Origin of the sequence: Sorangium sp. So ce367, from assembly GCF_051520455.1 — a bacterium.
Classification (GTDB): Bacteria; Myxococcota_A; Polyangia; order Polyangiales; family Polyangiaceae; genus Sorangium; species Sorangium cellulosum_B.
Map to the genome: position 1 here is coordinate 6,773,496 of NZ_CP150334.1, position 24,231 is coordinate 6,797,726.

The following is a 24,231-nucleotide window of genomic DNA, read 5'->3' on the forward strand; positions in this document are numbered from 1 at the left end:
AGCTGAGCCCGCGGCGCTGCCCCGCTCACTCCGCGACGATCGCGATGGAGGCCGGGAGCGCCCCGATCACCGCCGTGACCACGCCGTCCTCGTACGAGAAGGGCACCACGCGATCTTCCTCGAAGTCGATCGACGCGACAGTGACCTGCGTCGGGCTCGCGTCCACGGGGAAGCTCGCCGTCACCCCCACCTGCTCCACCACACCTGCGCTGTACTCGTGGTTGATCACGTGGAGCACCGTGCGGCCGTCCGCGAGGCGCACGAGGTTGTGGCTCATCTTCTTCTCGCCCGCGCACGCCTCGGGCTGCTCGGCGGACGCGCACTCCTCGAAGGAGAGGGTCACGGGCCCTGTGACGTCGGTCGCTCCATGGACCAGGGCCTCGTGGGATTTGTAGAAGTCGCGGAAGCGCGCGAAGAACTCCATCATCTCGAGCGCGGTCGCGGTGCTCTCGTCCGTCGTCGTGTGCAGCGGCAGGGCGAAGTACAGGCCGTTCGCGTAGACCTCCGCGGCGAAGATGCGGAAATAGTCCTTCCGCTCCTCCAGCGGGAGCCCGTAGTAACGGTTCATCATGTCGTTCGGCCAGTCCAGGAACAGCATCAGCGGGACTTCCTTGCCGCCGACGAGCTCTTGAACGCGCTTCGAGCGCGCCTTGAGCCCCCGCAGAGCCGTCTGGAACGACACGGTCCCGTCGAGGTGTCCCTCCACGACAGGCACCCAGTTCATGCCGCGCGGGCCGTCGCCGTCGATGTTCCAGTCGTACAGGCCCACGCTCTGCATGTCGACGAACGGCACGATGCCGTTCGACGAGATGAAGATCTCGCGGCCGTGCTGCTCGCGCGCGTAGCGGCGGAGCGCGAGCACGACCTCCTGCCAGTAGACGAGCGCCGGATAGACCTCGACGAAGGTCCCGAGCTGCGGGTCAGGACGGTTTCCCACGGTCCGGCCCCACTCCTCGACGAGCAGCTCGTTCCCGCTGTCGAAGGGCTTCGCCGTGGCGTTCACGCGCTGGAGGTAACCGCGGAAATCGAAGCCTCTCCCCGCGGTCTCGGGCGCTCCTCCGCAGTCGAGCCCGTCCTCGGGGAGGAGATCGAACCCCCGCTGCCAGCCGTCCGGACGGCCGCCGTGCCTGCGACAGAGGTAGTTTCCGAAGTCCGCGACATGGTGATCGTCGAACCCCTCGTTGCCGTCGTACTCCGCGCCCCCGTAGCCCCCGTTGATCTCGTCGAAGTTCAGCCCGTCGACGCCGAGGTCGATCTGGAGCTTGCCCATCTCGACGAGCCGCGCGCGGTAGCTCGGAGACGCCATGCTCGATCGGTGCGCGCCTGGCACGATCTGGTCGTGGGCGACGAGCTCGCCCGCGGCGTTGCGCGTTGTCTGCTCCAGAAACTGCTCCTCGCTGTCGACCTCGTCCTCGAAGACGATGGATGCGGTGCTGCCCGCGACGAAGCGGATGCCGCGCTCGCGGCAGCTCGCCAGGTACTCGGCGTCGTAATCGTCGGCCTGGATCCCGGTGTCGCGCCAGCGCTGCCACGCTCTCGGGACCATGTCCGGGGCGAGCTCGATCACCTGGGGATCCGCCTCGTGCACCTCCACTTGGCTGAACGCGAACACCGTCAGCTCCGACGTGTCGAACGTGCCGAACACCTCGGGGTGGATATCGGGCATGACCGGCGTGATGTCGCCTCCACCCCCCTCTCCCCCCGCGCCGGTCGCCGTGGTCGCGCCCTCGCCGCCCGCGCTCCCGCTGGAAGCGGCCATGCCGCCGGTTCCCCCGGTCCCCCCGGGGTCCGGATCCGAGCTGCACGCGCTCCCGGCCAGGGCGCCGGCCATGGCCATGCACGTCAGCAGCCAGGACCAGCCTGATTTGCCGATGCGGGCCGCGCGGCCCTGGCACCCATGCGCCGAAGCCCCTCGACGCCCGGCGCCGCCCGCGATCCCGTATCTCCGATGAGTTGCCATGGGCACAGAAGGAGTTCGCGCCCTTCGCCATGTCAAGCTTGCCCCGCCCCACGGCACGAAGCCGTCAGCGTGGGAGCTTCTCAGACAACGACGTCAAATTCCAGCACCACCGCTCGCGCTTCATGGTTGAATTCCGCGTGCACAGAACGTCGCTCCGCCGACTGGCGGCCTTCATCGCCCCCTACGTCCTCGGCGCCGCGCTCTCCTCTTCCCACGATCCCGCATTCACGATTTGCTCTTGACGGAGACGATCATGCCCATTCGACCTTCATTGTTGCACACCATTCTTCTTGGCTTGCTCGCCGCCGCCTGCAGCTCGAGCGAACCGGCTCTGGAGGGCTCCGGCGGCGCGGGCGGCGCAGGCGGCGCGGGCGGCGCCGGCGGCTCCGGCGGCGCCGGTGGCTCGGGGGGCGGCGACGTGGCTGCGCCGCTCGTCGAGACGGAGGCGGGTCCGGTGGAGGGCGCGCTCGTCGGCGCGACGCGCACCTTCCTGGGCATCCCGTACGCGGCGCCGCCGGTCGGGGACCTGCGCTGGAGATCACCCGCGCCGCACGAGCCGTGGACCGAGCCGCGGGCTGCCGTCGAGGTGGGCATTCCCTGCTCGCAGCTGAACCTGCTCACCCCGGGCTTCAATGAGATCTCGGGAGAGGACTGCCTCACCCTGAACGTCTGGACGCCCGAGCGCCCGGCGTCCTCGTCCGTGCCCGTCCTCGTCTGGATTCATGGCGGCGGCTTCGAGCTCGGCAGCGGCGGGGAGGCCGATTACGACGGCCGGGCGCTCTCCGAGGCGACAGGATCGGTGGTGGTCACCTTCAACTACCGCCTTGGCCCGCTCGGGTTCCTGGCCCTCCCGGAGCTCAAGTCGGAGGATCCCGATCACCCCTCGACGGGCGCGTACGGCCTGGAGGACCAGCGCGCCGCGCTCCAGTGGGTCAAGGCCAACATCGCCGCGTTCGGCGGGGATCCCGGCAGGGTCACCCTGTTCGGCGAGTCCGCGGGCGGCATCAGCGTCTGCATGCACCTCGTGTCGCCCAGGAGCAAAGGCCTCTTCCAGACCGCCATCATCGAGAGCGGACCGTGCGACTCCGCCGCGGACGAGGCGACGGCCAGCGCGCAAGGGCAAGAGGTCGTCGAGGCGCTGGGCTGCACCGACGCGCCTTCCGTCCTCGAGTGCCTTCGCGACAAATCGGCCGAGGAGATCATGAGCGCGCTGCCGCGGGGCGCGGCCTTCCTGGAGGGCGCCGGCCCGACGTGGTTCCCGGTCGTCGACGGATGGAACCTCCCCGACACGCCGGGCAAGCTCCTCGAGGCCGGGAGCTTCGAGAAGATGCCGACGATCCTCGGCAGCAACGCGGACGAGGGCACGCTCTTCGTCACGCTCTGGGGCGAGTCCGCGGCGGTCGCCGACGACGCCGCGTTCGAGGCGTTCGCCGAGACGCTCGCCCCGGGCCACGGCGAGGAGGTGGTGGCGCTCTACCCGAGCGAGACCTACGGCTCGGCGCAGGCGGCGGCGATCGCGGCGCTGGGGGATTCGATGTTCGTGTGCCCGACGCGGCGGGCGGCGCGCGCGATCGCGGGCGCCGGCGCGGCGACGTATCTCTATCATTTCACCTATGCGCCCGAGAGCTCGCTGCTCGGCGATCTCGGCGCCTTCCATTCTGCCGAGATCAAGTTCGTGTTCGGCAACCCGACGATGGTGTTGCCGGAGCCGCTGACCGAGGGTGAGCTCGAGATGTCACAGCAGATCATGGGGTACTGGTCGCGCCACGCGGCGAGCGGGGACCCCAACGGCGAGGGCGCCGTCGCGTGGCCGAGGTACGAAGCGGAGGGGGACGAGAGCCTCACCCTCGATCGCGACATCGCGCCGCAGGCCGGCCTGAAGGGAGAGCTCTGCGACGCGTGGGACACCTTCGCCACGGCGGCCCCCTGACGGTGCTCGCACGGAGGGCCGCGGCGCGTCACGCGATGGCCGAGGCCCTGCGAGCGGCCTGCGCGGCTCGAGTGTTGAGTCCGGGCCCGCCGCGAGCGCGATCCCCGAGCGCCGCCGCCGCGCGCTAAATAGCGATAGATATTATGCTATCCTGACCACGGTGCTCTCCTCCTACGACCTCGCCGCCATCATGGCCCGCCTCGACGCGCGCGAGGCCGCGCTCGACCTGCTCACGCAGGAGCGCCAGGCCGCGGTCGCCGCGATCTTGCGGGCACCGGCGGGGTCTCCGGGCACGGCGCTCGATCCTGCAGGGGGCCGGGAGCCCGGGGAGGCCGAGCTCCTCCTGATCCGCCGGGCCGATCACCCGGCCGATCCCTGGTCGGGGCACATGGCGCTCCCGGGCGGGCGGCGCGAGCCGGCGGACGAGAGCCTGCTCGCCACCGCGATCCGCGAGACGCGGGAGGAGGTGGGGATCGACCTCGCGGCGCACGGGACCCTGCTCGCGCGCCTGCCCGAGGTCCCGGCGGTCGCGCGCGGGCGGCGCGCCGGGATGATCGTCGCCCCGTTCGTCTTCGCGCTGCGCTCCACGCCGGAGCTCACCCTGAGCGACGAGGTGGCCGAGGCGCTCTGGACGCCGCTCGGGCCGCTCGCGCGCGGCGAGCGCACCTCGCGTTATGCGTACACGCACGAGGGAAACGTCCTCCAGCTCCCGTGCCTGCTCGTGGACGAGCGGGTCGTCTGGGGGCTGACGTACCTCATGCTGAAGCAGCTCTTCGAGGTGCTTCACCGGTAGCTCCCGCAGCCGCCGGATCAGCCGGTCTGCCGCGGCGTCGCTGGCCGCGTTCCCCTCGGATTCCCCTCAGAACCCGCCTTCGATCGCGAGCCCCGGCATCGTGATAGGCCCGATCTTCCGCGGCGTGCACGCGCCGTCATCGCAGCTCACGTCGAACACCTCCTTCGCCAGCGTCGCGTTCTGCACGTCGAGCACGAGCCCGAGGTACCTCCGCGCGCCCAGCGCCCAGCGCTTCGACAGGCGCATGTCGAGCCGATAGAAAGGCGCGACGCGATCCGGGTGCTCGCTCGGGGGGCGCCCCGGGGCGGCCTCGTCGGCGGGAAAGCCGGTGTAGAAGACGTGGCGTATCCCGGCGCGCCAGCCCGCGCCGAGGTCGTAGAGCAGCGCGAGGTGCGCCACGTGCGTCCGGTCGTAGGCGGAGGGGATCGTCGACTTGCCCCGCGTGCGCGTGGATCGCGACAGCGTGTACGACGCCAGGAAGAACATGTCGCGGCGGAGCGCCCCGCGCGCCCCGAGCTCCAGACCGTACGTGTCGCCGAGGCTCCGCGTGAGGAAGCGCTCCGTGCTGAGGGTCGTACCGCGGCCCGTCCCGATCGGATCGCTCAGGCCGAAGGTCGCCTGTCGAAACACAGTGGCGCTGAAGTTGACAGGGCCCGCGTCGACCTCGACGCCGAAGCTCGACTGCAGGCTGCGCTGCAGCCCCCCCGGGATGCCGCCGATCTGGAGCGCCGGCAGCGGGGCGAGGCCGGGCAGCTGCGAGGCGAGGCCGAACGCCGGGATGAGCCGCACGTGGTCGCCGACGCCGAAGCGGCCGACGATCCTCGGGTCGACGGCGAGCGCGCTCTTGCCGAGCGAGGTGTAGTGGTCCACGCGCACGCCGGGCGTGATCGTCGACCGCTCGTCGAGCACGAGCAGCGCGTCGGCCCACGCGCCCAGCGCGAGGTCGAGGCGGCTGCGGAAGAGCTCCGGGAAGCTCTCGTCGAGCTGGGCAGTCCCCTCGGCGGGCGTGTCCTCCCCGGTGGACGCGCCGCCTCCGGGCTCGCCGTCCGACGCGCCGGGGCGCGGCGTCACCACGTAGCGGTCGACCGCGGCGTCGACGCCCACCCGCACGAGCGCGCGCCCCGCGAGGATGGGCCGTGCCAGGCTCATCCTCGCGTTGAGCTTCCAGGCCTCGGCGCTCTCCACGCCGACCCCGCGCGACCGGTCGAGCCCGAGGGTGAGCGCCGATCTGACGCGCGCGCCCGAGGCGGCGTCGTCGCGGTCGTAGCGCATGTCCAGGCGGTGGAAGTCGCTGTCGAGGAGGACGTCGGTCGCCTCGGCGCCGTCCTCCTCGCCGATGCTGGCGAGGTAGTCATACGCGCCGAAGGCGAAGACCGTGAAGCGCTCCTCCGGCCCGAGCCGGTGCGTCATCCGGCCCTGGTAGTCGGCGTAGCCGACATCGACGCTCGGGACGAGCGCCGAGGTGAGCGCCGCGCCGGCGGCGTAGCGCCCTCCCACGAGGACGTGGGTGTCGCTGTCCATCGGCCCCTCCACGACGCCGCCGAGGTCGACGAACCGGAGGCTCCCCTCCCCGCGCCAGACGTCGGACGGCGGCGCGCTCTCGGCCTCGATCGCCGCGCCCGCGAGCCGCCCGATGTCCGAGGGATAGGGGCCGAGGTGCATCTCGACGCGCTGGACCATCGCGGCCGGGATGACGCTGGGGCCGGCGCCCACGTGAAAGAGGAGCGGGACCTGGATGCCGTTGAAGAAGTAGCCGATGTTCCCCGGGGGCGCGCCGCGGATGTAGTAGTACGGCATGCCGCTCGCGATCGAGGTCACGCCGGGCTGGATCTCGATGGCGCGGTAGGGGTCGCCTAGCGCGCCGGGCAGCTCGCGGACGTCGCGCCGCGTGAGCGAGACCGAGCCCGGCGGAGCGCGGTTGCCCTCGACGGTGACCTCGATCCCGGCGGGCGCGACGGCCTGTCCGTCGGGGACCACGGGAGCCGGCGGCTCGGCCGGGGCCGCGCCGGGCGCCTGCGCCACCTCGGCTCCTGCCGGCTCGCCGGCCGGGCGGCCTGCAGGTTGAGGGCGCGCCTCGCCCGCATGCAAGGTGGCGGCGGCCGCGAGCGCGAGGGAGAAGAGTGCGCCTGGGGATCTCACGCGGATGTCGTAGCTACGCCGCCGGGCAGCCGGGAGAACCTCCCCCGTGGCGCCCCGGGATTAGCAAATCCAGCGGCTCGGCGGAAGCCGGGGAGTCCATGCACGCTCGGCCACCCACGCGCCCAGGACGCGCATCCCCGCGCTCGCGAGCGCGCCCGTCAGCCCCATCGACGGGCGGCGCGTCTGCTCGCCCGATCCGGGAGACAAAAAACAGAGCGCCCATTCGACGGCGGGGGGGGAAGCCGTCACGGGCGCTCTGACGTCCGTGTTTTGCAGGACATGGGCCAAGGCTACTCCCTTCTGTATTCCTGGGGTTACCCTTAAGGATGCCCCCGACACCTTTCGATTCTGAGATTTCTGCTTTCAAACCTGGCATGGGCTCCGCGCCTTGAAACATCCCGGCGGGCCTCCCTGCCACGCCGAGCTCCCGGAGATGCACGCCAGGCCGAGGACGTTGGCGCAGCCCCTGTTTGACAAGCAATTGTCAATGTGACAGGTTACTTCCAATGACGAGGCTCACCGCGGAGGCGACCGCGCTCAGCGAGCTGGTGATCGAGGTGTTCCGCTTGAATGGTCTGGCGCTCGAGGCCGGGGACGCCCTGGCCAGGCCGGCGGGGCTCACGAGCGCGCGCTGGCAGGTGCTCGGCGTCGTGGACCACGGCGCGGCGCCGGTCTCGAACGTCGCTCGGACGATGGGGCTGACCCGCCAGGGCGTGCAGCAGATAGCGGACGCCCTCGAGCGCGAGGGGTTCGTCGAGTATGTCGAGAACCCTCACCACCGCACGGCCAAGCTCATCGCGATGACGGCCGCAGGGCGCGAGGCCCTGCGGCAGGTAGAGGCGCGCCACGCCGCGTGGGCGGACCGGATCGGCAAGCGGCTCGACCTGTCGAGCCTGCACGCGACCCTCGATGCGCTGCGACAGGCTCGACGTGTGCTCGAAGAGGACGCGGCGTCGCCTGCGCGACCCGCTCGAAAGGCGTGATCCCATGAGCGAAGCGATGACGATTCCCGTGCTCCCGTGCGCGTCGCTGCCCGAGACCCTGGCGTTCTACGGCGCCCTGGGCTTCGAGGTCACCCACCAGCAGACAGCGCCGAACGTGTATGCGGCGACGCGCCGCGGGGAGGTCCACTTGCACTTCATGGGCCTCAAGGGGCTGGATCCCAGGCAGGCGTACAGCACGTGCCTTGTGATCGTCCCCGAGGTCGAGCGGCTCCACGAGACGTTCGCGGAGGGGCTGCGGCGGGCGTACGGCAAGCTGCCGATCTCCGGCCTGCCCAGGATCTCGCGCATGAAGAAGGGGCAGAGCCGCTTCACGGTGGTCGACGTCGCGGGCAACTCGGTGATCTTCATCCGGCGGGACGCGCCGGACGACGACGAGGAAGCCGCCGGGTCGCGCTCGGACTCGAGGCTCGGCAAGGCCCTGCGCGCGGCGGCGCGGCTGCGCGACTTCAAGAACGACGACGCGGCGGCCGCCAAGGTCCTCGACGTGGCGCTCGCCCGGAAGGAGCCGGACGACCCCCTCGAGCGCGCCCGCGCCCTCGCCGCCCGGCTGGAGCTCGCCGTCGCCCTGGGTGAACAGGCGCGCGCCCGCGCCCTGCGCGACGAGATCGACGAGGCGCCGCTCTCCGACGAGGAGCGCGCCCTGCTCCGGCCTCAGCTCGACGCCGTGGACGCGCTCGATCGGTCGCGGCGATAGGCGCGCCCGCGCCGCAAGCCCTCACGTCGCTCGCCGCCTCCGTGCCGCGCCCGGCGGACGCGCGACACGCTCGTCCTTGGCCAGGAGCTCGAGCGCGCGATCGAGCGCGAGCCCCAGCGAGCGCGCGCCCTCGGCCGAGAGGTCGGAGAAGAGCATCTGCGCGCCGACGAAGGCCGCGTACTCCAGCCGCGCGAGCAGCAAGGCGCCGCCGCGCGCGCGCCCCTCGGAGGCGTACAGGGACGCGAGGTACTCGACGCGGCGCGCGTCGACCCGCCGGAGCACGGCCGCGGCGCGCTCGTCTCGGAGCGCCCACGCCCGCACGGCGAGCTCGAGCCGGCCGTCGAGCGAGCGCACGACAGCGGAGAGCCGCTGCCGCTTCTGCTCGGGGCTCCCGCCCGCCTCGGCGTGGTGGATCGGCGCCGACGTCTGCCGCTCCTCCCAGCGAGCGAGGAGCGCCGCGAGGAACGCCGCGATGTCCTCGAAGTGGTGATAGAACGAGCCCTTCGTTCGCCCGAGCCTCGCGCAGAGCCCGTCGATCGTCAGCGCGCCCTCGCCGCCGTCGCGGAGCGCGTCGAGCCCCTTGTCGAGCCAGTCGTTCCTCGAGGTGCGCGCCATGCGGGTCAGTCGAGCGTGGCGCCCGCGACGGCGGCGGCGAGGGTGAGCGAGAGCGGCGAGTACACGAGGCGGTTCAGCCGGTGATACGGCAGCGCGCCCGTGTCGGGCCGCAGGCGAGCCTCGAAGTAGCCGCCGACGCCCCGCGCCCCGAGCGCCAGCGCGACGGCCCACGCGCCGAGCCGGAGCAGCGTCGGCGAACCGCCGCCGTACCGCTGGGCGAGCACCAGCGCGGCGGACGACGCGAGGAGACACGCCACGACGAGACATGCGCCGAGGGAAGGAAAGGGACTGCCCTTGGGCAAGCCGACCACCATCTCCACCTTCTCGTGCCGGGCATCCCCGGGCCACGCGCCTCCCAGGCCCCAGTAGACGTGGATCGCCGCGAGCACCCCGAGGGCGCCGCCCGACGCCAGGGCAAGCACGTCCCGCCGTGGGACCCCGGCGCCCAGCGCCCCGGCCGCGCACAGGATCGCGAGCAGGCCAAGCAGCGTCCATGGCGACACGCCGCGCGGCGCTCCGAGCCTGGACACGCCGGCGACCAGCACGAGGAGCGGGGCGACGACCGCCGCGCTCGAGAGAAGTGGATCCATCGTGGCCTCACCTTCAAACAATACCATACGGTATGGTATGACGCTGGACAAGCGTCTGCGCCTCACTGAACGCACGGCGCAGGGACCGTCGCTGTGGCGCTCCGCCACGGACGCTCCGGAGCCGCGCGAGGCCCTCGGCGCCGCGGTTGCTCTCGCCCGCCGCCGCGCACGCTGCCCCGCGCCTCCCTGCGCGCGCCGCCCGCCACGCCCGGCGCGGCCCGATTCCCGCCGGCAGCGCGGAAGCGCCACCGTGCCTTCCACCCTCCTCGGTGAGATTCTCACGAAAAGCGCACGACCAACAAATGCTGAGTTCTTCTCGGGGCCTATCGAAATACACTCGATATACACTCGATTCATCGCGCCTTCATGGCCGATTCGGCTTCCTTGTCCTCGCCTGCCCAAGTATGAAATAGGCGTGCGAGCTCTCCTTGGCTCCGAAGTGACAAGGGCGCCGCGCGCCCCCGGTAGGGTCGCCTCGCCGGCGTGAAGGAGCGGGAAGAGAGAGGCTTGGGGCAGCGCCGAGCGATCGTCGTGGTGCCCCTTGCCGAAGAGCCGAAACGCGACACGCGAGAGAAGGACCATCACGATGAGGAGAAGGAAGGACCCGTTCGGCATGGCGCTCGCGCTCGCCGGCGCCGGCAGCTTCGCGGGCTGCTGGGAAGGCGGCGCTGTCCAGATCTATTCGTGCAATGAGCCGTGCTTCAGCCTGGATGCTCACGAGTGCAATGATCCGTGCCCCGTGTGCGACGGCGCGTGCGTGCCGCCGCCGTCCCTCGGGTTCGACGATCCCATCCTGCTCTGGAGGGGCGACGCGACCGGCGGGACGTCCCCACCGGAGTGCCCGGTGGAGGCGCCGGATCTCCTGTTCGACGGCTACAGCGGATTCGCCGGCGAGCACAGGTGTCCGACGTGCCTTTGCACGAAGCCCTCCTGCGAGCTGCCTTCAGGCCTTCTGGGGAGCGCCTCGGCCACGTGCGACGGGACGGCGTCCACGCCGTTCGCCGCCCCCGAGGGGTGGAGCGGCGCGTGCACGGCGCCGGCCGCGGCGACCTCGGGCGAGCTCAGCTCGCTCCTCATCCCGGCGCCGACCGTGAGCGCGTGCGCCCCGGCGCTCGATCCCGGAGGAGCGCCGCCCGAGCTGGCCGCCCCCGCGAGCACCCGGGTGCGCGCGTGCACCGGCGCGGCCGACGAGAACAAGTGCAGAGATCCCTCGATGATGTGTGTCGCGGCCCCCAGGCAGCGATCCGGGGGCTTCACGATGTGCATCCGCCATCTGCTCCAGAACACGCCGGAGTGCCCCGAGCCATATCCCGATCTGCTGGCGATCGCCGAGGGCTTCGACGACACGCGCAGCTGCACGCCTTGCGCGTGCGAGGAGCTCGAGGACGCCACGTGCGCCGCGCTCGTCTCCGTCTACGAGGACGGCAGCTGTCGCGAGCTCCTCGGCGCAGAGACGGTGACGATGGCCGGGCCGAAGTGCGTCGCGGGGCCGGATCTGCGGCTCGAGAGCATGGTGGCGCGCTGGATCAGGGACGACCCAGGCCGGTGCGCCCCGACCGGAGGAGTCGCCATGGGCGAGGTGACACCGCAGAGCCCGGCTTACTATTGCTGCCAGTCAGACGAGGTCATCCCTATCTACTGATGACCCCGCCCGCCAAGGGCTGTTCGAGCTGTTCGACCCGGACGCCCCATTGAGCGAGGGTGCGACTTCGTGTACCCGTACGCGTGCTTCGCGGCTATAAGAGCGAATCACGCGAAAGGGAGAGCGGATATGCGAATCGCACGATGGTGCTTCTGGATCGCGCTCGCCGCGGCCGGTTGCAGCGCGTCCAACCGCGGCACGTCCGCGACGGAGGCCGACCCGTCCTCGGGCGCCGGAGAGAGCGGCGAAGGGAGCGGCGCGGGCGGCCAGGACGACCCGTTTGGCTCCGGCACCGATATCGGCGGGAACAGCGGAGACGTCGGGAATGGGGGCAACGGGAGTGGGGCCCCTGACAATGGGTGCATCGAGCGAGCCTCCCTCGTGTATGTGCTCTCACAGGACAACGAGCTCTACAGCTTCAGGCCCGATCGCAAGGAGTTCACGAAGATTGGTGTCCTGGGGTGCCGGACCGGCATGGATCCGAACTCGATGGCGATCGATCGCAACGCGGTGGCGTGGGTCAACTACGTGGAGCCCGACGACAGCGAGGGGACGTTGTTCAAGGTCAGCACCGAGGACGCGAGCTGCGAGCCCTCCGGGGCCACGCTCTCCGACGGGTGGTCCCGGCTCGGCATGGGCTTCTCGAGCGACCTCTCGCGCCCGGACACCGAGGAGCTGTTCGTGGCGGGCGCCACGGGCACGCCGGGCATCGGGCTGGGGAGGATCGACGGCGCGTCCGTGACGCCGGTCGGCGAGTTCAGTGGCTCGATGCGCGACATCTCGGCGGAGCTCACCGGCACCGGGGATGGACGCCTCTTCGGCTTCTTCACGACCACCCCGGTTCAGCTCGCCGAGATTGACAAGGAGACCGGCGAGATCATCGAGGCCACGGACCTGCCGGGCATCGAGACCCCCAGCGCCTGGGCGTTCTCGTTCTGGGGTGGCGACTTCTATTTCTACACCGCCCCGAGCGAGTTCGGGTCGTCGCGCACCACCAACGTGAGCCGCTATCGCCCGTCGGACGGCTCGATCGACACGGACTACATGACGAACATCGGCTTCCGCATCGTCGGCGCAGGCGTCTCGACCTGCGCCCCCCTAGAGCTGCCGCTTTAATAGAGCAACGGTCGCCCGCTTCGGATACGGGCCCACCTCGACGTTTTCGGTGCTCAGCGCACCGGAGTGCGCTTGCGCGCCGAAAACGCCGATCTGGGCCCGTCTCCTGTGCGGGAGACCGCCGCTCTGATCGGCAGGGGGCTGAGGTGGGCGGAATGGGGGGAGGCGTCGGGACGGATTTGCCAGGGGCGTTCCTGATGGCATCGGGAACGGATCCGGGAAGCGCGCTCCCGGCGGTGCAGGCGTCTACCGGTCGGGCGTCGACGGCATCACGTTGCGCATGGCCGATCGGGCACACCCGATCGGATGGCGAGGTGTTGCGATGCGGATGAACCTTCTTCCCGGGCGCGCTCTCTGGCTACTCGCGCTCGCGCTGTCGCTCACCGCAGCGTGCGGGACGGCGCCGGGCGCCGAATCCCCGGCGCGCGACGACATCTTCCGCGCGGCGGGGCCGAACGAGTTCATCCTGCTGACCGCCCAGGGCGAGCTCGTCAGCGCCGACATCGAACCGGGGCGCGTCGTCGGGCCGGACGTGAACCTCGGCGTGTACGCCGCCGACAGAGGGCGAGACGGGCAGACAGTCCGAGGCGTGGCGTTCAACCGGACCGTGAACGTCACGGCGACGGGCCAGCGCGCGGCCGGGATCGTCGGCGCCATGCCGCTGGAGCTCTCGGTGACCCGGGCGGAGGCAGGGCTCCGCGCGCAAGGCCTCCTGGCCGGCGCCCTCTCCGACTACCGGCTGGACGAGCGACAGCTCACGGGCACGATCGGGCGCTGCAGCTACGAGCTCACGCGAGCAGGGCGCACCTACGAGGGGTCGCGGCGCTGCGAAGGCCAGCCTCATCGCGCGACCGTGCTCCTGCCCCGCGGGCTGTCCTCGTGGAGCGACGCCGCGCTCGCGGCCGCCCTCGGGCTGCTCCTTGGCGCCTGAGCGCGCCGCGGCCCGCCCCGTCGCGTGGGCGGTGGCGAATGACAGGTCGCGCAGCGGCTGCTAGAGCTCGGGGCGACCCGGCAAGAAAGACGATGCGCGCCGGAAGCCCGTCGGGTACGGAAGGGCCGAGCCTCCTGGGCCCCGGCGGTCCTTTCTTCGCGCCCTCGCGCGGCACCCCCTCTCCTCCGTGACGAAGCCCAGATCCGATGGCAATGCGCCGGGCAGGCCGACCCCGGCCACTTCACCGAACCTCCTCGAGGGACGCTCCGCGCCCATCCCGCTCGGGCCGCGCCTCGAGGCCGTGCTCGAGCTCGCCTACCGCGCGCGCCGCGCGGTGCTGCTCGAGGGACCCACGGGGATCGGCAAGAGCGAGCTCGTCCGGCAGCTCGCCGAGCGGCTCGGCATCGCGACCGTCGTGCTCGATCTGAGCCTCCTCGAGCCGCCCGACCTCGTGGGCCTGCCGGTCATCCGGGACGGCCGGACCAGCTACGCGGCGCCGTCGGTGCTGCCCCAGGACGGCGCCGGCATCCTGATGCTCGAAGAGCTCAACCGGGCGGAGCGGTACATCCAGCAGCCGGCGCTGCAGCTGCTCAGCGCCCGGCGGCTGCATGAATACGAGCTGCCCGCGGGGTGGGTGTGCTTCGCCGCCGTCAACCCCGAGTCGGCCGACTACCAGGTGACCCCCCTCGATCGCGCGCTCCGCGCGCGGTTCCTCCACCTGAACGTCCGCGCGGACCGCGCGTCCTGGCTCGCCTGGGCGCAGGTGAACGGGCTCCACCCGGGCGTGATCGCCCTCGCGCAGGGGCACGAGCGCGTCCTGGACGACGTGCCCCCGCGCACCTGGACCTATGCGTCGCACGTGCTGAGCGCGCTTCGCCCCGAGGAGCTCGCGGACGGCGTGCTCCTGCGCGACGCCCTGGGCGGGTACCTGCCCCCGAGCTGGGTCGAGCTCCTGCTCGCGTCGAAGGACACCTGGTCGACGCGGCTGCCGTTCGATCTGCGCGCGCTGCTCGCCGATTACGGGCCGAGCTCGCCGGCGGGCAAGGTGCTGCGCGGGGCGCGCGAGCGCGGGGAGACCGACCGGTTCGACGAGGTGACGACGCGGCTCGCGCCGCTGCTCGAGGGGCCGGAGGTCGGCGTGCTCGCGGCGCAGCGCAAGCTGTCGCTGGGGGCGTTCGAGGCGCTGCTCGCCGACCTGCCGGGCGACCACCGCGAGCGGCTCCAGGACGCGCTCGGCGGCAACGCGACGGCCACGCAGCTCATCGACGTCCGCCCCGAGGAGCTGCTCCAGAACTACGCTGGCAGCGCCGCCGAGCAGAAGGTGCTGGCGTGGCGCGCCGATCCGCTGCGGCAGCACCGCGTGGGGCTCGTCGTGACCGCGCTGTCGGCGCACCTCGCCCAGCAGGCGAAGCTCGTCGACGTGCGGCGGAGCAACGTCGCGCGCGTGTGCCTGGGCCAGCTGCTCGCGCAGCTGCCGGAGCGCTGGGCCCTCCGGCTCGCGGCGACGCTGAAGAAGCACGGCGTCACGCCGGTCCGGCCGCAATGAGCCAGGCCGCGGGGCGCGGCGAGGTGCCCGAGGACGCGGTCGCCGCGTGGCTCGACGCCTTCGTGCGCGATCCCGGCTTCCTGGAGCGGTACCCCTGCTACGCGGCGATCCTCGCGCGGCTCGCGCCGGTCGCGGACCCCTCGGTCAAGCGCATGGCCGTCTCGCTGTTCGACGGCCGCTTCTTCCTCCACGTCAACGTGGAGTCGTTCATGAACGAGCCCGTGTTCCTGCGGGGCGTGCTCCTCCACGAGGTGCACCACGTCGCGCTCGGGCACCTGTGCCACCCCAAGTTCGCGGGCGCGGACGAGCCGGAGCTCATGGACCTCGCCCTGGAGATGTCGGCCAACGAGTACATCGAGGAGCCGCTGCCCGATCCGATCCGCTGGCAGCCCTACGCCCCGATCGGCCTGCGGGGAGGCCAGAGCACGCTCGAGCGCTACGAGCTGCTCGTGAGCGCGGCGCGCGAGGGCAAGCTCCCCCAGCGCGGCGGCGAGGCCGTCGACGATCACCGCGTGCTCCGGCGCCCCTCGCGGGAGCCGGGCGCGGTGGAGCAGACGCGGCAGCTCCTGCTGCGCGCCGCCGAGGAGGCGGACGCGCTCGCGAACGACGGCGATCCGGCGGACGTGCCCGGCCTCTTGCTCGCGGGCAAGACGCCGGGGCGGCTCATCGAGGAGCTGACGGACGCGCTGGGCCCGCCCGCGCACCCGCTCGACTGGAAGACCGCGCTCAGGATGTTCGTGGCGAGGGAGCGCGCGCCTGTGCACACGTACGCGCGGCCGAACCGGCGCTTCCCGGGCCGCGTCGGCGAGGTCCCGGGCAGGACGTACGCGCCCCGCGCGATCTCGAAGCCGTCGGTGCTCGTGGCGATCGACACGTCGATGAGCATGCGGCGCGAGGAGCTCTCGGAGATCGCCCGGCAGCTGCAGGTGATGAGCGAGTCGGCGCGCATCACCGTCGTCGAGTGCGACGTGGAGATCGGGCGCGTGTACGCGTTCGACGGGCGGCTCGACGAGGTCGGCGGCCGCGGCGGGACCGATCTGCGGCCGGTGTTCGCCCCGGAGTTCCTGGCGGCGCGGAAGGTCTCCGGCGTGATCTATTTCACGGACGGCGCGGGGCCCACGCCCCCGGCGCCGCCGCCGCTGCCGGTGCTCTGGATCCTGACGAAGCCGCTCGATTTCACGTGCCCCTGGGGAGACCGGGCGTGGCTCGCGAGGAAGCCTCGGCCACGGTGAGCTGCGCGGTCATCGGGCGTGGATGACCGCGCGGGAGGCGGCGCGCCGCAGGCGGAGCCTCAGGGCACGCTCGCCGGATCGGCCGGGTCGGTCAACGCGTCCGCCTCGTCGCCGTCGAGCGCCCCATCGCTGTCGCGGTCGAGCGCCATCCGCACCCCCGATCCCGGCGGCGCGCAGGTGAAGGTCAGCGCCTTGCCCGACGCCGCGATCGCGCGCAGCGCCGTCGCGCTGATCGCCGGGCTCGCCGCCCTGTCCCGCAGGAATGTGCCAGCGCCCTGTTGATAGAGGAAGCCCTCCTCGTCCCCGTGCCTGCGGACCTTCGCCACCAGATCGCACTCCCCCGCGTCCGCGCGCGCGATCAGGAGATCCACCCGCAGCTCGGCGGCCGTGTCGCCCACGCCGGAGAGCGTCGCTTGCTGGCCCACGATCGGCGCCAGGTTGCTGTCGAAGGCGTGAAGGAAGGCGGTCACCTGCCCGCGCAGCACGTCGCCCGCCGCGCCCGGCGGGAAGCCGTTGACCCCCGGCACCTCGTTGAAGCCGTTCTGATCGTGGAAGCGGAAGATCGTATCCATCGTCCCGTTGTGGCCAATGCCGAACCCGCGGATCTGATCGCCCTGGAACTCGAAATTCCGGTCGTTGAAGCGGGGGTTCTCCACCATGCCGAACATACCGACCTTCTGATAGACGTTACGGAGCTGGGCGACCTTGAAGCTCTGCGTGATGAACGCGAACGTGTAGCGCCCGTCGGTCCCGAAGAAGCCAGGGAACGGGACCCCGTGCTCGGCGTTGCCCGCGGGATCGAGCACGTGGCACGAAGCGCACGGCCCGCCCTCGCTGGCCGGCAGCGTGAAGAATGCCTTGCCCGCCGCCTGATCGGCGGTGAGGCTGTTGTCCAGCGCGCGGATGGGGTTGGGCGGATACATCACCTGGAGGACGAAGTCGGTGAACGCCTGCATGTCCGCCGCGGGGATGGGCGCGTCCCGCCCGAGCAGGCCGACGAAGGAGACGCTGAACTTCTTGAACGCCGCCTCCTCGTCGAAGGTGCCGCTGTCCGGCTGCGCGCTCGGCGCGTCGTTCCCGCCGGTGCGGTCTCCGCGCCAGTGCATCGGCCCGTGGTTGGCCATCCCGCGCAGGCTCTGCGTCGTCATCGGCCCCTTGAGCGCGGCGAACTCGGCGGGCGCGCCGAAGAGCGTCGGATCGAGGATGAACGGGCCTGGCATCGGCGTGTTCGCCGCGTCGGGGTCGCCAAGGTCCCACGACAGGCTGTCGAGATCGCCGAAGACATGGCAGGTCGCGCAGGCCGAGTCGCCGTGGCTCGACGTGAACGAGGCGTCGTAGAGGAAGCGGCGGCCGCGGACCACGCTCTCCGGCTCGGGGCTGTACATGGGCACGTGCGCGATCTCGGCCCTGGCATCGACGTCGATGATCGAGATGGAGTTGTCGAAGCGCGTGAGGGCGTAGAGCTGCCCGCGCGCCTCGTCCAGCACCACGCCGGTCGGCCCGCCGCCGGAGACGGGGATCTGGCGCGCGCGCCTCGGCACGAAGGTGTCGGCCTCGAGCGCCGCGGTGTTGAAGACGCCGATCTTGTCCGAGCCGAGCGCGGCGACGTAGAGCCTCTTTCCGTTGCTGGAGACGGCCATGCCCGTGGGCAGCGCGAGGCTCTTCCGGCTCTCGGCGTTCGGGACCGGGGCGCAGCACGCGCTGTAGTCGATGTGTTTGTTCAGGTGCCGCGGGGCGACGCCGCCCGTCGCGGGGTCGATCACCGTGATGTTGTTGTGGTTGAACCGGCCGCGCACGCTGTGGCCGGCGAAGACGCCGGCGCCCTCGAAGCGATTCTCGTTGAACGCGTCCGTGTTGGCCACGTAGACGCGCCCGCTCACCGGGTTGACGGCCATGTTGTAGAGGACCGTGCCGACTCCCTGGAACACGCCCCCGGGCCCCTCGACGGGCGCGGGCGGGTTGGCCAGGGCGTCGATGACGAAGACGTCCTTGTCGGGCAGCGAGAAGTTCACCTTGTCGTCCCAGGATCGGTTCAGCTCGTCCACCCAGTGCGTCCCGTTGAATTTGACGATGAGGGGTATCGGGGGCTGCGGGGCCCCGGCGGCGTTGGTGGTCGGCGGGGGCAGCCCGAGGCCCTGGTTCACCAGGTTGATCTCGATCGCGGTGGTGCGGTTTCCGGAGTGGAAGGCCGCCGCGTAGACGCGTGAGCCGTCGGGCGTGGCGGCGAGCGCGCGCGGCGTGTCGCTGAAGAGGGTGATGATGTTGAGCGGCGCTGGGCTCGAGCTCGCCGCCGAGAAGACCCAGACGTCGGCGCGGCCCACGCCCGGCGTGGTGAGCGCCGGATCCACGGGGCTGTTCTGTCCGCGGTGCGCCGTGGTGATGAAGGCGCGGCCCTTGCCGGCGCCGGCGAAGACGATGTCGCGGGGCTCGTCGCCGACGAGCAGGGTGCGCACGACGCGGGGCTTCCTCGGCCTCGAGACGTCGACAACGCTCACGCTGTCGGAGAGGTGGTTGACGACCCAGACCTCGTCGTCGCTGCGCGCCGCGACGGCGACCGGCTCCAGACCCACGGCGACGGAGCCGCGGTGCTCGAGCCCGCCGCTCTGGACCTTGAAGATCTCGAGGCGGTTGTCAGGCGTGTTGACGGCGAAGAGCATCGAGCCGTCGGGCGAGAGAGCGAGAGGGCGGACCTGGCCGCTCTCGAAGAGGGAGTAGGGCCGGGCGGCGGCGACCGTGATCGGAGCCCCCGCGACGGCCGGGGTTTCGTCGACAGGCGTGCCGCTGTCAGCGCATGCGGCCAGGGCGAGAGCCGGGAGCGACCAGAGGACGAGCTTGTTCATGGGCACCTCGAAGGCGGGAGAAGAGCGACATTTTATGATCCATCGAAAGGCGCCCACGGAGCAATAGACAGACGGATGGAATCAACCCACGTTGTTTGGCAAGACACTTTTAAAGCGCGGAGCGCCTCGGCGGCGGGAGCGCTCCACAACACGCCACAGGTCTCCCACGGTGGGGCGCCGCCCCACAACAACGTTGTTGCCATCAGCGAGCCTCGTCGTTGATCACGAGATGAACGCCCGCATACACAAAAAAAACGACCTGTCGGGGCGGCGCGCGCAGGCGAGGAGCCGGCGGCGCTCCCGAGGCAGAGGGCCTCCTCGGCCTCGGGCGCGCGCGCCGCACGAGCGACGCGGCGTTCGCCGTGGACCCGCGCTGATACGGAGTTGGAGGGGCGGCGGGACCGCGCGCCTCGCCGCGAGGCGACGCGGATCAGGCCGCGGCGAGCTTGGCCGGGCGGCGAATCAGCGAGAGGGCGACGTAGACGACGAACGAGATGGCGAAGCCCGTGAACCAGGCGTAGCTGTAGAGATCCATCCATGCCTTGGGGACCGTCGCGACCTTGATGGTGCCGAGGAAGCCAGGCAAGTTGGGCAAGACGCCGGCGACGAGGGCGACGATCGCGACCGGGTTCCACCCGCCCGCGTACCAGTAGATCCCTTCCCGCTTGTAGAGCTGGGTGAGATCGAGGTTGGTCCTGCGGACGACGTAGTACTCCGCGATCAGGATCGCGCCGAGGGGGCCGAGCAGCGCGGAGTAGCCGACGAGCCAGGTGAAGATATACCCGGTCGGGTCGCTGACGAGCCGCCACGGCTGCATCAGGATGCCGATGATGCCGGTGATGAGGCCGCCGGTGCGGAAGGAGATCCGCGACGGCCAGAGGTTCGAGAAATCATTGGCCGGGCTCACGACGTTCGCGGCGATGTTGGTCGCCAGGTTGGCGATGCAGAGGGCCGCGAGCGAGATGATCAAGACGACCGGGTTCTCGAAGCGGGTGATGACGACGACCGGATCCCAGAGCGTCTCGCCGTAGATGACGACCGTGGCGGAGGTGACGGCGACGCCGATGAACGAGAAGAACGCCATCGTGGGCGGCAGGCCGATCGCCTGCCCGATGACCTGATCGCGCTGCGAATGCGCGTAGCGCGTGAAGTCCGGGATGTTGAGGGCCAGGGTGGCCCAGAAGCCGACCATCGCCGTGAGCGCCGGGAAGAAGAAGACCCAGAACTGGCCCTCCTTGGGCTGCCCCACCCCGAAGGACGAGGGCTTCTCGAGCATCGGGCCGAACCCGCCGGCGCGGCTGTAGGCCCAGAGGAGCAGCGCCAGGCCGAGCCCGATCAGGAGAGGCGCCTTGATGTTCAGCAGGATCCGGATCGACTCGATGCCCATGCGGATGATCCAGATGTTGACGCCCCAGAAGAGCAGGAAGCAGGCGAGCTGCGCGACGTTGATGCCCAGCGGCGTCGGCGGCATCTGCTCTATCGACGGGACGAAGACCGCCACGATCTTGTAGATGGCCCACCCGCCAAGCCACGTCCCGATCCCGAACCAGCCGCAGGCCACGAGGGCGCGCAGCACCGCGGGCACGTTCGCCCCCCGGATGCCGAAGGCGCTCCGGCAGTAGACGGGGAACGGGATGCCGTACTTCGTGCCCGCGTGCGCGTTGAGGATCATGGGCATGAGCACGATGACGTTGCCGAGGAGGATCGTGAGGACGGCCTGCCCCCAGCTCATCCCCTCGGCGATCAAGCCCGAGGCGAGCATGTACGTCGGGGTGCATGCGCACATGGAGACCCACAGCGCAGCGATGTCCTTCATCCCCCATTTGCGCTGGTCCAGGCGCACGGGCGCGATATCTTCGTTGATGTAGCGCGAGTCGATGTCCCCTCCTATCTGCTGAAAGCCCTCGCTGGCCTTCGCGCCGTGAGCAGCCGAATGCACGTCGGGTTGAGCAGTCGTTTGCGTGTGCGCCATCGTCGATGAGGCTACACGATCGCACGTGAGACGGGATAGTGGACAGACGCACCGTCGCCGGAGCACGCCGGCTGTCCGGTGAGCCCGAACGAGCAGGCGCAGCGCGCGCGGCGCTCGCTTTGTTTCCTTTGTTTCCTCGATGTTGCGCGCCGGGCCTCGGCGTCCGCTCCGCGGTTGTTCTGGTGCCGTGGTGCGGTGATCCCTGGCGGGATCTCCGAGGCTCGGAGCTAGCTGCCCTGGCGGGCCGAAGGTCGAGGGGCGGTGAGCCCGCGCCGCAGGGCGAACGCGATACCCTCTTTCAGGGTCCGGAGCGTCACGACGCCACCCACACCGACGCCCTGCGCGACGAGCGTCTGCGCGATCCGCGGCTGGATGCCGGTGAGCACCACCTGGGAGCCGAGGAGGTTCACCGCCTTGGCCAGCCGGATGAGCGAGTCGGCTACCTGGGAGTCGATGACCCCGACGCCGGTGATGTCGAGGACCACCGTCCTGGCGCTGTGCGTGATGACCCCGTTGAGCACGGTCTCGAGCGTCGCCGCGGCGCGGTCGCTGTCGAGGAAGCCGATCAGCGGCACCGCGATGACCTGATCCGCCACCGGCATGAGCGGGGTCGACAGCTCGCGGACCATCTGCTCGAGCCGCTTCGTCTTGTCCGCCACGCGCAGCTCGAGCTCGGCGTTGAGGCGCCTCACCTCGTCCTCGGCGTGCCGGCGCTCGGTGACGTCGACGCCGATCGCCTGGAACTCGGCGAGCGGCCCGCCCTCGCCGAGCGGTGCGCGGTTGGTCCAGTGCATCCAGCGCACCGCGCCGTTCGGGAGGATGACGCGGTGCTCTGTGTGGACGATCGGGTTCTCGGGGCCGAGCTTCGCGAACTGCCGGGCGAGGAGCAGCCCGTCCTCTTCGGGGACCATCGGCATGAAGCGGTGGCCGACCAGCTCCTCGCGCGTCTTCTCGAAGTACCGGCAGTAGATGTCGTTGACGAAGGTCAGCGTGCCATCCATCCGAAAGCGGCAAATGAGCTCGGTCTGGTCCTCGACGATGCCCCGGTAGCGCGCCTCGCTCTCCCGCAGATCCTTCTCGACGCGCTGCTTCTCGGCGAGCTCCCGCTCGAGCTCGGCGTTGCGCCAGCGGAGCAGCTCCAATTCCGCTCGCATCGTAGCGAGAACATTCGCTTCGCCGTCGTTCATGATCCGGTGATTCCTTGGCGCGCCGTGTGGACAGTTACGTCCGTCCTAGCTATCTTATCAAAGGACGACCCCGCCGGGTGAACTTCGAGCGTGCCGAGGGCGCGCGCAGCGCTTCCTACAGCGCATGCGCTGTCGTCCCATCGACGCACCGCAGCGCACCAGATCACGCATGCATGAGCGTGCGTCTCCTCGTCTCATCAAGAGAGCATGGCAGGCGCATTCGCCGCGGATCTGCTCCCGCTTCGGCGCTCGCCTGCGTCGACGCGAGAGGACAGGCCGCTCGCTACTGCGCCCGCCGGAGCGTGGCGACGCCCTTCCAGGGCGGCGTCTGCGCGTGCACGACGAGCTCTCCCTGGTCCGAGAACTCGCACAGCGCCTCGTAGGCGACCCCCGCCTCGTCGTAGGAGACCAGCTTGAACCGATCCCACGCGGGATCGCGGATCTCGTAGGCGCGGTCCACGTGGAGGCCGGGTGAGTCCGCGAGGATGCGCTTTCCGTCGAAGCGGACGACCAGGTGCGCGTACTGGAACTCGAGCATCGACGCGAGCATCGGCTCGAGCGGGACCTCGGGCTCGAACCGGACGAGCCGGAAGCTGCCGCGCAGGCGCGCGTCGATCGACGTGATCTCGGCGCCCGCGTCGGGCCCCCGGGCGGCGCTCGAGCCGCAGCCGGCGGCCAGCGCGGCCAGGAGAGCGGCGCAGACGACGAGGAGGGAGCGAGAAGAGGGGGATGGACGGCTCGCCGAGGGCGACATGGGGCGGAGCTTAGGGCGAGCGGACGGACAGCGCAAAGCGGCGCAGGAGCGCGCGGCCGTGGGCACACCGCAGGCGAGAGCGCAAAACCTCTTCCTGCCGCGTCCGCTTCCGCTCACGCTTCCACCTGGAGCGCCGCCGTCGCGCTCGCGGGAGGGGGGAGCATGACAGACGTCCTGAGAGGCACCGATTTCGTCGCAGGCCTTCCAGAGCACGCGTGCGCCGCGCGCGAGGAGGCCATCCTCGGAGCGGTGCAGGCCGGCCACCTGGCGCCGATCTCGTGGGTCCCGGTGTACAGCCAGCTCGACGAGCGCCGCGCGACGTTCCTCGTGAGCGCCGACGCGCTCCGCATCGGCGACGCGGAGGACTCCGTCCGCGTCAACGCCTCGGCCCGGACGACCCAGCGAATCGCGGATCTGCTCGAGTGCGCGATGCTGACGACGCGCCTCTGCGACCTCGTGTGGGAGCAGGCCACCGTGCGGATCCCGCCGTGCATCGGCGCCCCGGACGCCTCGATGGCGAACACCTCCCGCATGCTGGAGCACCACCGCCGCCTCGAGGAGCAGGTCGCGGGGAGGACCGGGCTCATCGAGAACGTGGGCAAGCACTGGGTACTGACCAACCGACTCGCGGACCGCCCCGACCGGGCCGCCAACTACGGCTGGTTCGATCCGGGCGCGGCCCACAGGCACGGCCAGCACACTTTGTGGCAACCGCTCGGGCTCACGCACGACCCGGATCACGTGGACTACTCCCAGGTCGTCCGCCTCGTGCGGCGGCGCTGCACGGTCGACGAAGCGGAGCGCGATCTCCACGAGGTGATGACCGATCCGGCGCTCGCCGGTCTGCTCTCGTCCGAGGGTCCCCTGTGCGTCCTCCGGCTGCCCGGGGTGCCCGAAGAGGTGTGATCGCCGCGCGCCCCTCGGGGCGTCCAGCCCGCATCCCAATCAGTCGCGGGCTGGCGCCCAGTGCAACGCGCCTTCGTGCCGCGCGGATGTCCCCGCCGCTGTGGCCCGCGCGCTTGGCCATTCCTGCGCGACCCCGCCCTGATTGCGCGAGTCCCTGCTCAAGTTGAGCAAACCAGCGCAGGCCACCCCGCGCTCCCGCCGCGCGGCGTCGGGTCCCGGAGCGCCTGGCCAGGTCGTGGGCCCTCGACGCGAGGCGTGGCACGGAGCGTGATTGGACGCCGGCCGTGGGGAACGAGGACACCCGCGGGAGACGTCTCTCGGCGACCTCCAGGTGCCCGACACCGCTTCAACCCACATCGCCCCGCGCCGGGACACGCCGG

The 24,231-nt window shown here is 71.1% G+C and carries 18 protein-coding genes; 10 read left to right on the top strand and 8 right to left on the bottom strand.

Annotated features, from left to right (window positions below):
• Positions 1–25: 25 nt before the first annotated feature.
• The gene (locus WME97_RS25610; RefSeq protein ID WP_437540848.1) at positions 26–1,831 is read right to left on the bottom strand and encodes a hypothetical protein; all 1,806 of its coding nucleotides are present in this window, start codon (positions 1,829–1,831) and stop codon (positions 26–28) included.
• 382 nt (positions 1,832–2,213) lie between these two features.
• Between WME97_RS25610 and WME97_RS25615 the strand changes: the two genes are divergently transcribed.
• Positions 2,214–3,890 (top strand): carboxylesterase/lipase family protein, encoded by a 1,677-nt coding sequence (locus WME97_RS25615; protein WP_437540850.1) that lies wholly within the window; start codon positions 2,214–2,216, stop codon positions 3,888–3,890.
• 160 nt (positions 3,891–4,050) lie between these two features.
• Entirely contained in the window at positions 4,051–4,683 is a 633-nt protein-coding gene (locus tag WME97_RS25620) for an NUDIX hydrolase (protein ID WP_437540852.1), read from the top strand.
• Positions 4,684–4,749: 66 nt separating this feature from the next.
• Here WME97_RS25620 and WME97_RS25625 read toward each other — a convergent pair whose 3' ends face one another.
• Complete coding sequence (locus WME97_RS25625) at positions 4,750–6,822, bottom strand: TonB-dependent receptor plug domain-containing protein (protein WP_437540854.1); 2,073 nt, start codon at positions 6,820–6,822, stop codon at positions 4,750–4,752.
• Between the two features lie 506 nt (positions 6,823–7,328).
• On the opposite strand from WME97_RS25625, the gene WME97_RS25630 reads away from it, so the two are divergent.
• Complete coding sequence (locus WME97_RS25630; protein ID WP_437540856.1) at positions 7,329–7,805, top strand: MarR family winged helix-turn-helix transcriptional regulator; 477 nt, start codon at positions 7,329–7,331, stop codon at positions 7,803–7,805.
• A gap of 4 nt (positions 7,806–7,809) precedes the next feature.
• The gene (locus WME97_RS25635; protein ID WP_437540858.1) at positions 7,810–8,520 is read left to right on the top strand and encodes a hypothetical protein; all 711 of its coding nucleotides are present in this window, start codon (positions 7,810–7,812) and stop codon (positions 8,518–8,520) included.
• 21 nt (positions 8,521–8,541) lie between these two features.
• On the opposite strand, the gene WME97_RS25640 is transcribed toward WME97_RS25635, so the two are convergent.
• Complete coding sequence (locus tag WME97_RS25640) at positions 8,542–9,135, bottom strand: TetR/AcrR family transcriptional regulator (protein ID WP_437540860.1); 594 nt, start codon at positions 9,133–9,135, stop codon at positions 8,542–8,544.
• Between the two features lie 5 nt (positions 9,136–9,140).
• Complete coding sequence (locus WME97_RS25645; protein WP_437540862.1) at positions 9,141–9,725, bottom strand: DUF3995 domain-containing protein; 585 nt, start codon at positions 9,723–9,725, stop codon at positions 9,141–9,143.
• A gap of 586 nt (positions 9,726–10,311) precedes the next feature.
• On the opposite strand from WME97_RS25645, the gene WME97_RS25650 reads away from it, so the two are divergent.
• From WME97_RS25650 to WME97_RS25670, 5 genes are all read left to right on the top strand, one after another.
• The gene (locus WME97_RS25650; RefSeq protein ID WP_437540864.1) at positions 10,312–11,367 is read left to right on the top strand and encodes a hypothetical protein; all 1,056 of its coding nucleotides are present in this window, start codon (positions 10,312–10,314) and stop codon (positions 11,365–11,367) included.
• Positions 11,368–11,496: 129 nt separating this feature from the next.
• The gene (locus WME97_RS25655) at positions 11,497–12,483 is read left to right on the top strand and encodes a hypothetical protein (RefSeq protein ID WP_437540865.1); all 987 of its coding nucleotides are present in this window, start codon (positions 11,497–11,499) and stop codon (positions 12,481–12,483) included.
• Between the two features lie 328 nt (positions 12,484–12,811).
• The gene (locus WME97_RS25660) at positions 12,812–13,414 is read left to right on the top strand and encodes a hypothetical protein (RefSeq protein WP_437540867.1); all 603 of its coding nucleotides are present in this window, start codon (positions 12,812–12,814) and stop codon (positions 13,412–13,414) included.
• Between the two features lie 187 nt (positions 13,415–13,601).
• Positions 13,602–14,960, top strand: coding sequence for an AAA family ATPase (locus WME97_RS25665; protein WP_437540869.1), 1,359 nt, complete (start codon positions 13,602–13,604; stop codon positions 14,958–14,960).
• The gene (locus WME97_RS25670) at positions 14,957–16,192 is read left to right on the top strand and encodes a vWA domain-containing protein (protein WP_437540871.1); all 1,236 of its coding nucleotides are present in this window, start codon (positions 14,957–14,959) and stop codon (positions 16,190–16,192) included. Before WME97_RS25665 ends, WME97_RS25670 begins: the two co-directional genes overlap by 4 nt.
• Before the next feature lie 59 nt (positions 16,193–16,251).
• Here the strand turns inward: WME97_RS25670 and WME97_RS25675 are convergent, their stop codons facing one another.
• The 4 genes from WME97_RS25675 to WME97_RS25690 all read right to left on the bottom strand — a co-directional run bounded on the left by WME97_RS25675 (position 16,252) and on the right by WME97_RS25690 (position 22,945).
• Positions 16,252–19,032, bottom strand: a complete 2,781-nt coding sequence (locus tag WME97_RS25675) for a hypothetical protein (protein WP_437540873.1) — start codon at positions 19,030–19,032, stop codon at positions 16,252–16,254.
• Between the two features lie 430 nt (positions 19,033–19,462).
• On the bottom strand, positions 19,463–21,004 hold the full coding sequence (locus WME97_RS25680) for an NCS1 family nucleobase:cation symporter-1 (protein WP_437540875.1): 1,542 nt from the start codon (positions 21,002–21,004) through the stop codon (positions 19,463–19,465).
• 227 nt (positions 21,005–21,231) lie between these two features.
• Positions 21,232–22,158 carry a PAS domain S-box protein gene (locus WME97_RS25685; RefSeq protein WP_437540877.1) on the bottom strand — a complete coding sequence of 309 codons (927 nt, stop codon included), beginning with the start codon at positions 22,156–22,158 and terminating at the stop codon, positions 21,232–21,234.
• Between the two features lie 316 nt (positions 22,159–22,474).
• Positions 22,475–22,945, bottom strand: coding sequence for a hypothetical protein (locus WME97_RS25690; RefSeq protein WP_437540879.1), 471 nt, complete (start codon positions 22,943–22,945; stop codon positions 22,475–22,477).
• A gap of 162 nt (positions 22,946–23,107) precedes the next feature.
• Between WME97_RS25690 and WME97_RS25695 the strand changes: the two genes are divergently transcribed.
• On the top strand, positions 23,108–23,851 hold the full coding sequence (locus WME97_RS25695) for a hypothetical protein (RefSeq protein WP_437540881.1): 744 nt from the start codon (positions 23,108–23,110) through the stop codon (positions 23,849–23,851).
• Positions 23,852–24,231: the final 380 nt, after the last annotated feature.

Coding starts and splice junctions, on each gene's coding strand:
- WME97_RS25655 (WP_437540865.1), top strand. CDS start 11,497: ATGCGAATCGCACGATGGTGCTTCTGGATCGCGCTCGCCGCGGCCGGT.
- WME97_RS25635 (WP_437540858.1), top strand. CDS start 7,810: ATGAGCGAAGCGATGACGATTCCCGTGCTCCCGTGCGCGTCGCTGCCC.
- WME97_RS25610 (WP_437540848.1), bottom strand. CDS start 1,831: ATGGCCGGCGCCCTGGCCGGGAGCGCGTGCAGCTCGGATCCGGACCCC.
- WME97_RS25640 (WP_437540860.1), bottom strand. CDS start 9,135: ATGGCGCGCACCTCGAGGAACGACTGGCTCGACAAGGGGCTCGACGCG.
- WME97_RS25670 (WP_437540871.1), top strand. CDS start 14,957: ATGAGCCAGGCCGCGGGGCGCGGCGAGGTGCCCGAGGACGCGGTCGCC.
- WME97_RS25630 (WP_437540856.1), top strand. CDS start 7,329: ATGACGAGGCTCACCGCGGAGGCGACCGCGCTCAGCGAGCTGGTGATC.
- WME97_RS25615 (WP_437540850.1), top strand. CDS start 2,214: ATGCCCATTCGACCTTCATTGTTGCACACCATTCTTCTTGGCTTGCTC.
- WME97_RS25675 (WP_437540873.1), bottom strand. CDS start 19,032: ATGAACAAGCTCGTCCTCTGGTCGCTCCCGGCTCTCGCCCTGGCCGCA.
- WME97_RS25690 (WP_437540879.1), bottom strand. CDS start 22,945: ATGTCGCCCTCGGCGAGCCGTCCATCCCCCTCTTCTCGCTCCCTCCTC.
- WME97_RS25660 (WP_437540867.1), top strand. CDS start 12,812: ATGAACCTTCTTCCCGGGCGCGCTCTCTGGCTACTCGCGCTCGCGCTG.
- WME97_RS25650 (WP_437540864.1), top strand. CDS start 10,312: ATGAGGAGAAGGAAGGACCCGTTCGGCATGGCGCTCGCGCTCGCCGGC.
- WME97_RS25680 (WP_437540875.1), bottom strand. CDS start 21,004: ATGGCGCACACGCAAACGACTGCTCAACCCGACGTGCATTCGGCTGCT.
- WME97_RS25685 (WP_437540877.1), bottom strand. CDS start 22,158: ATGCGAGCGGAATTGGAGCTGCTCCGCTGGCGCAACGCCGAGCTCGAG.
- WME97_RS25645 (WP_437540862.1), bottom strand. CDS start 9,725: ATGGATCCACTTCTCTCGAGCGCGGCGGTCGTCGCCCCGCTCCTCGTG.
- WME97_RS25695 (WP_437540881.1), top strand. CDS start 23,108: ATGACAGACGTCCTGAGAGGCACCGATTTCGTCGCAGGCCTTCCAGAG.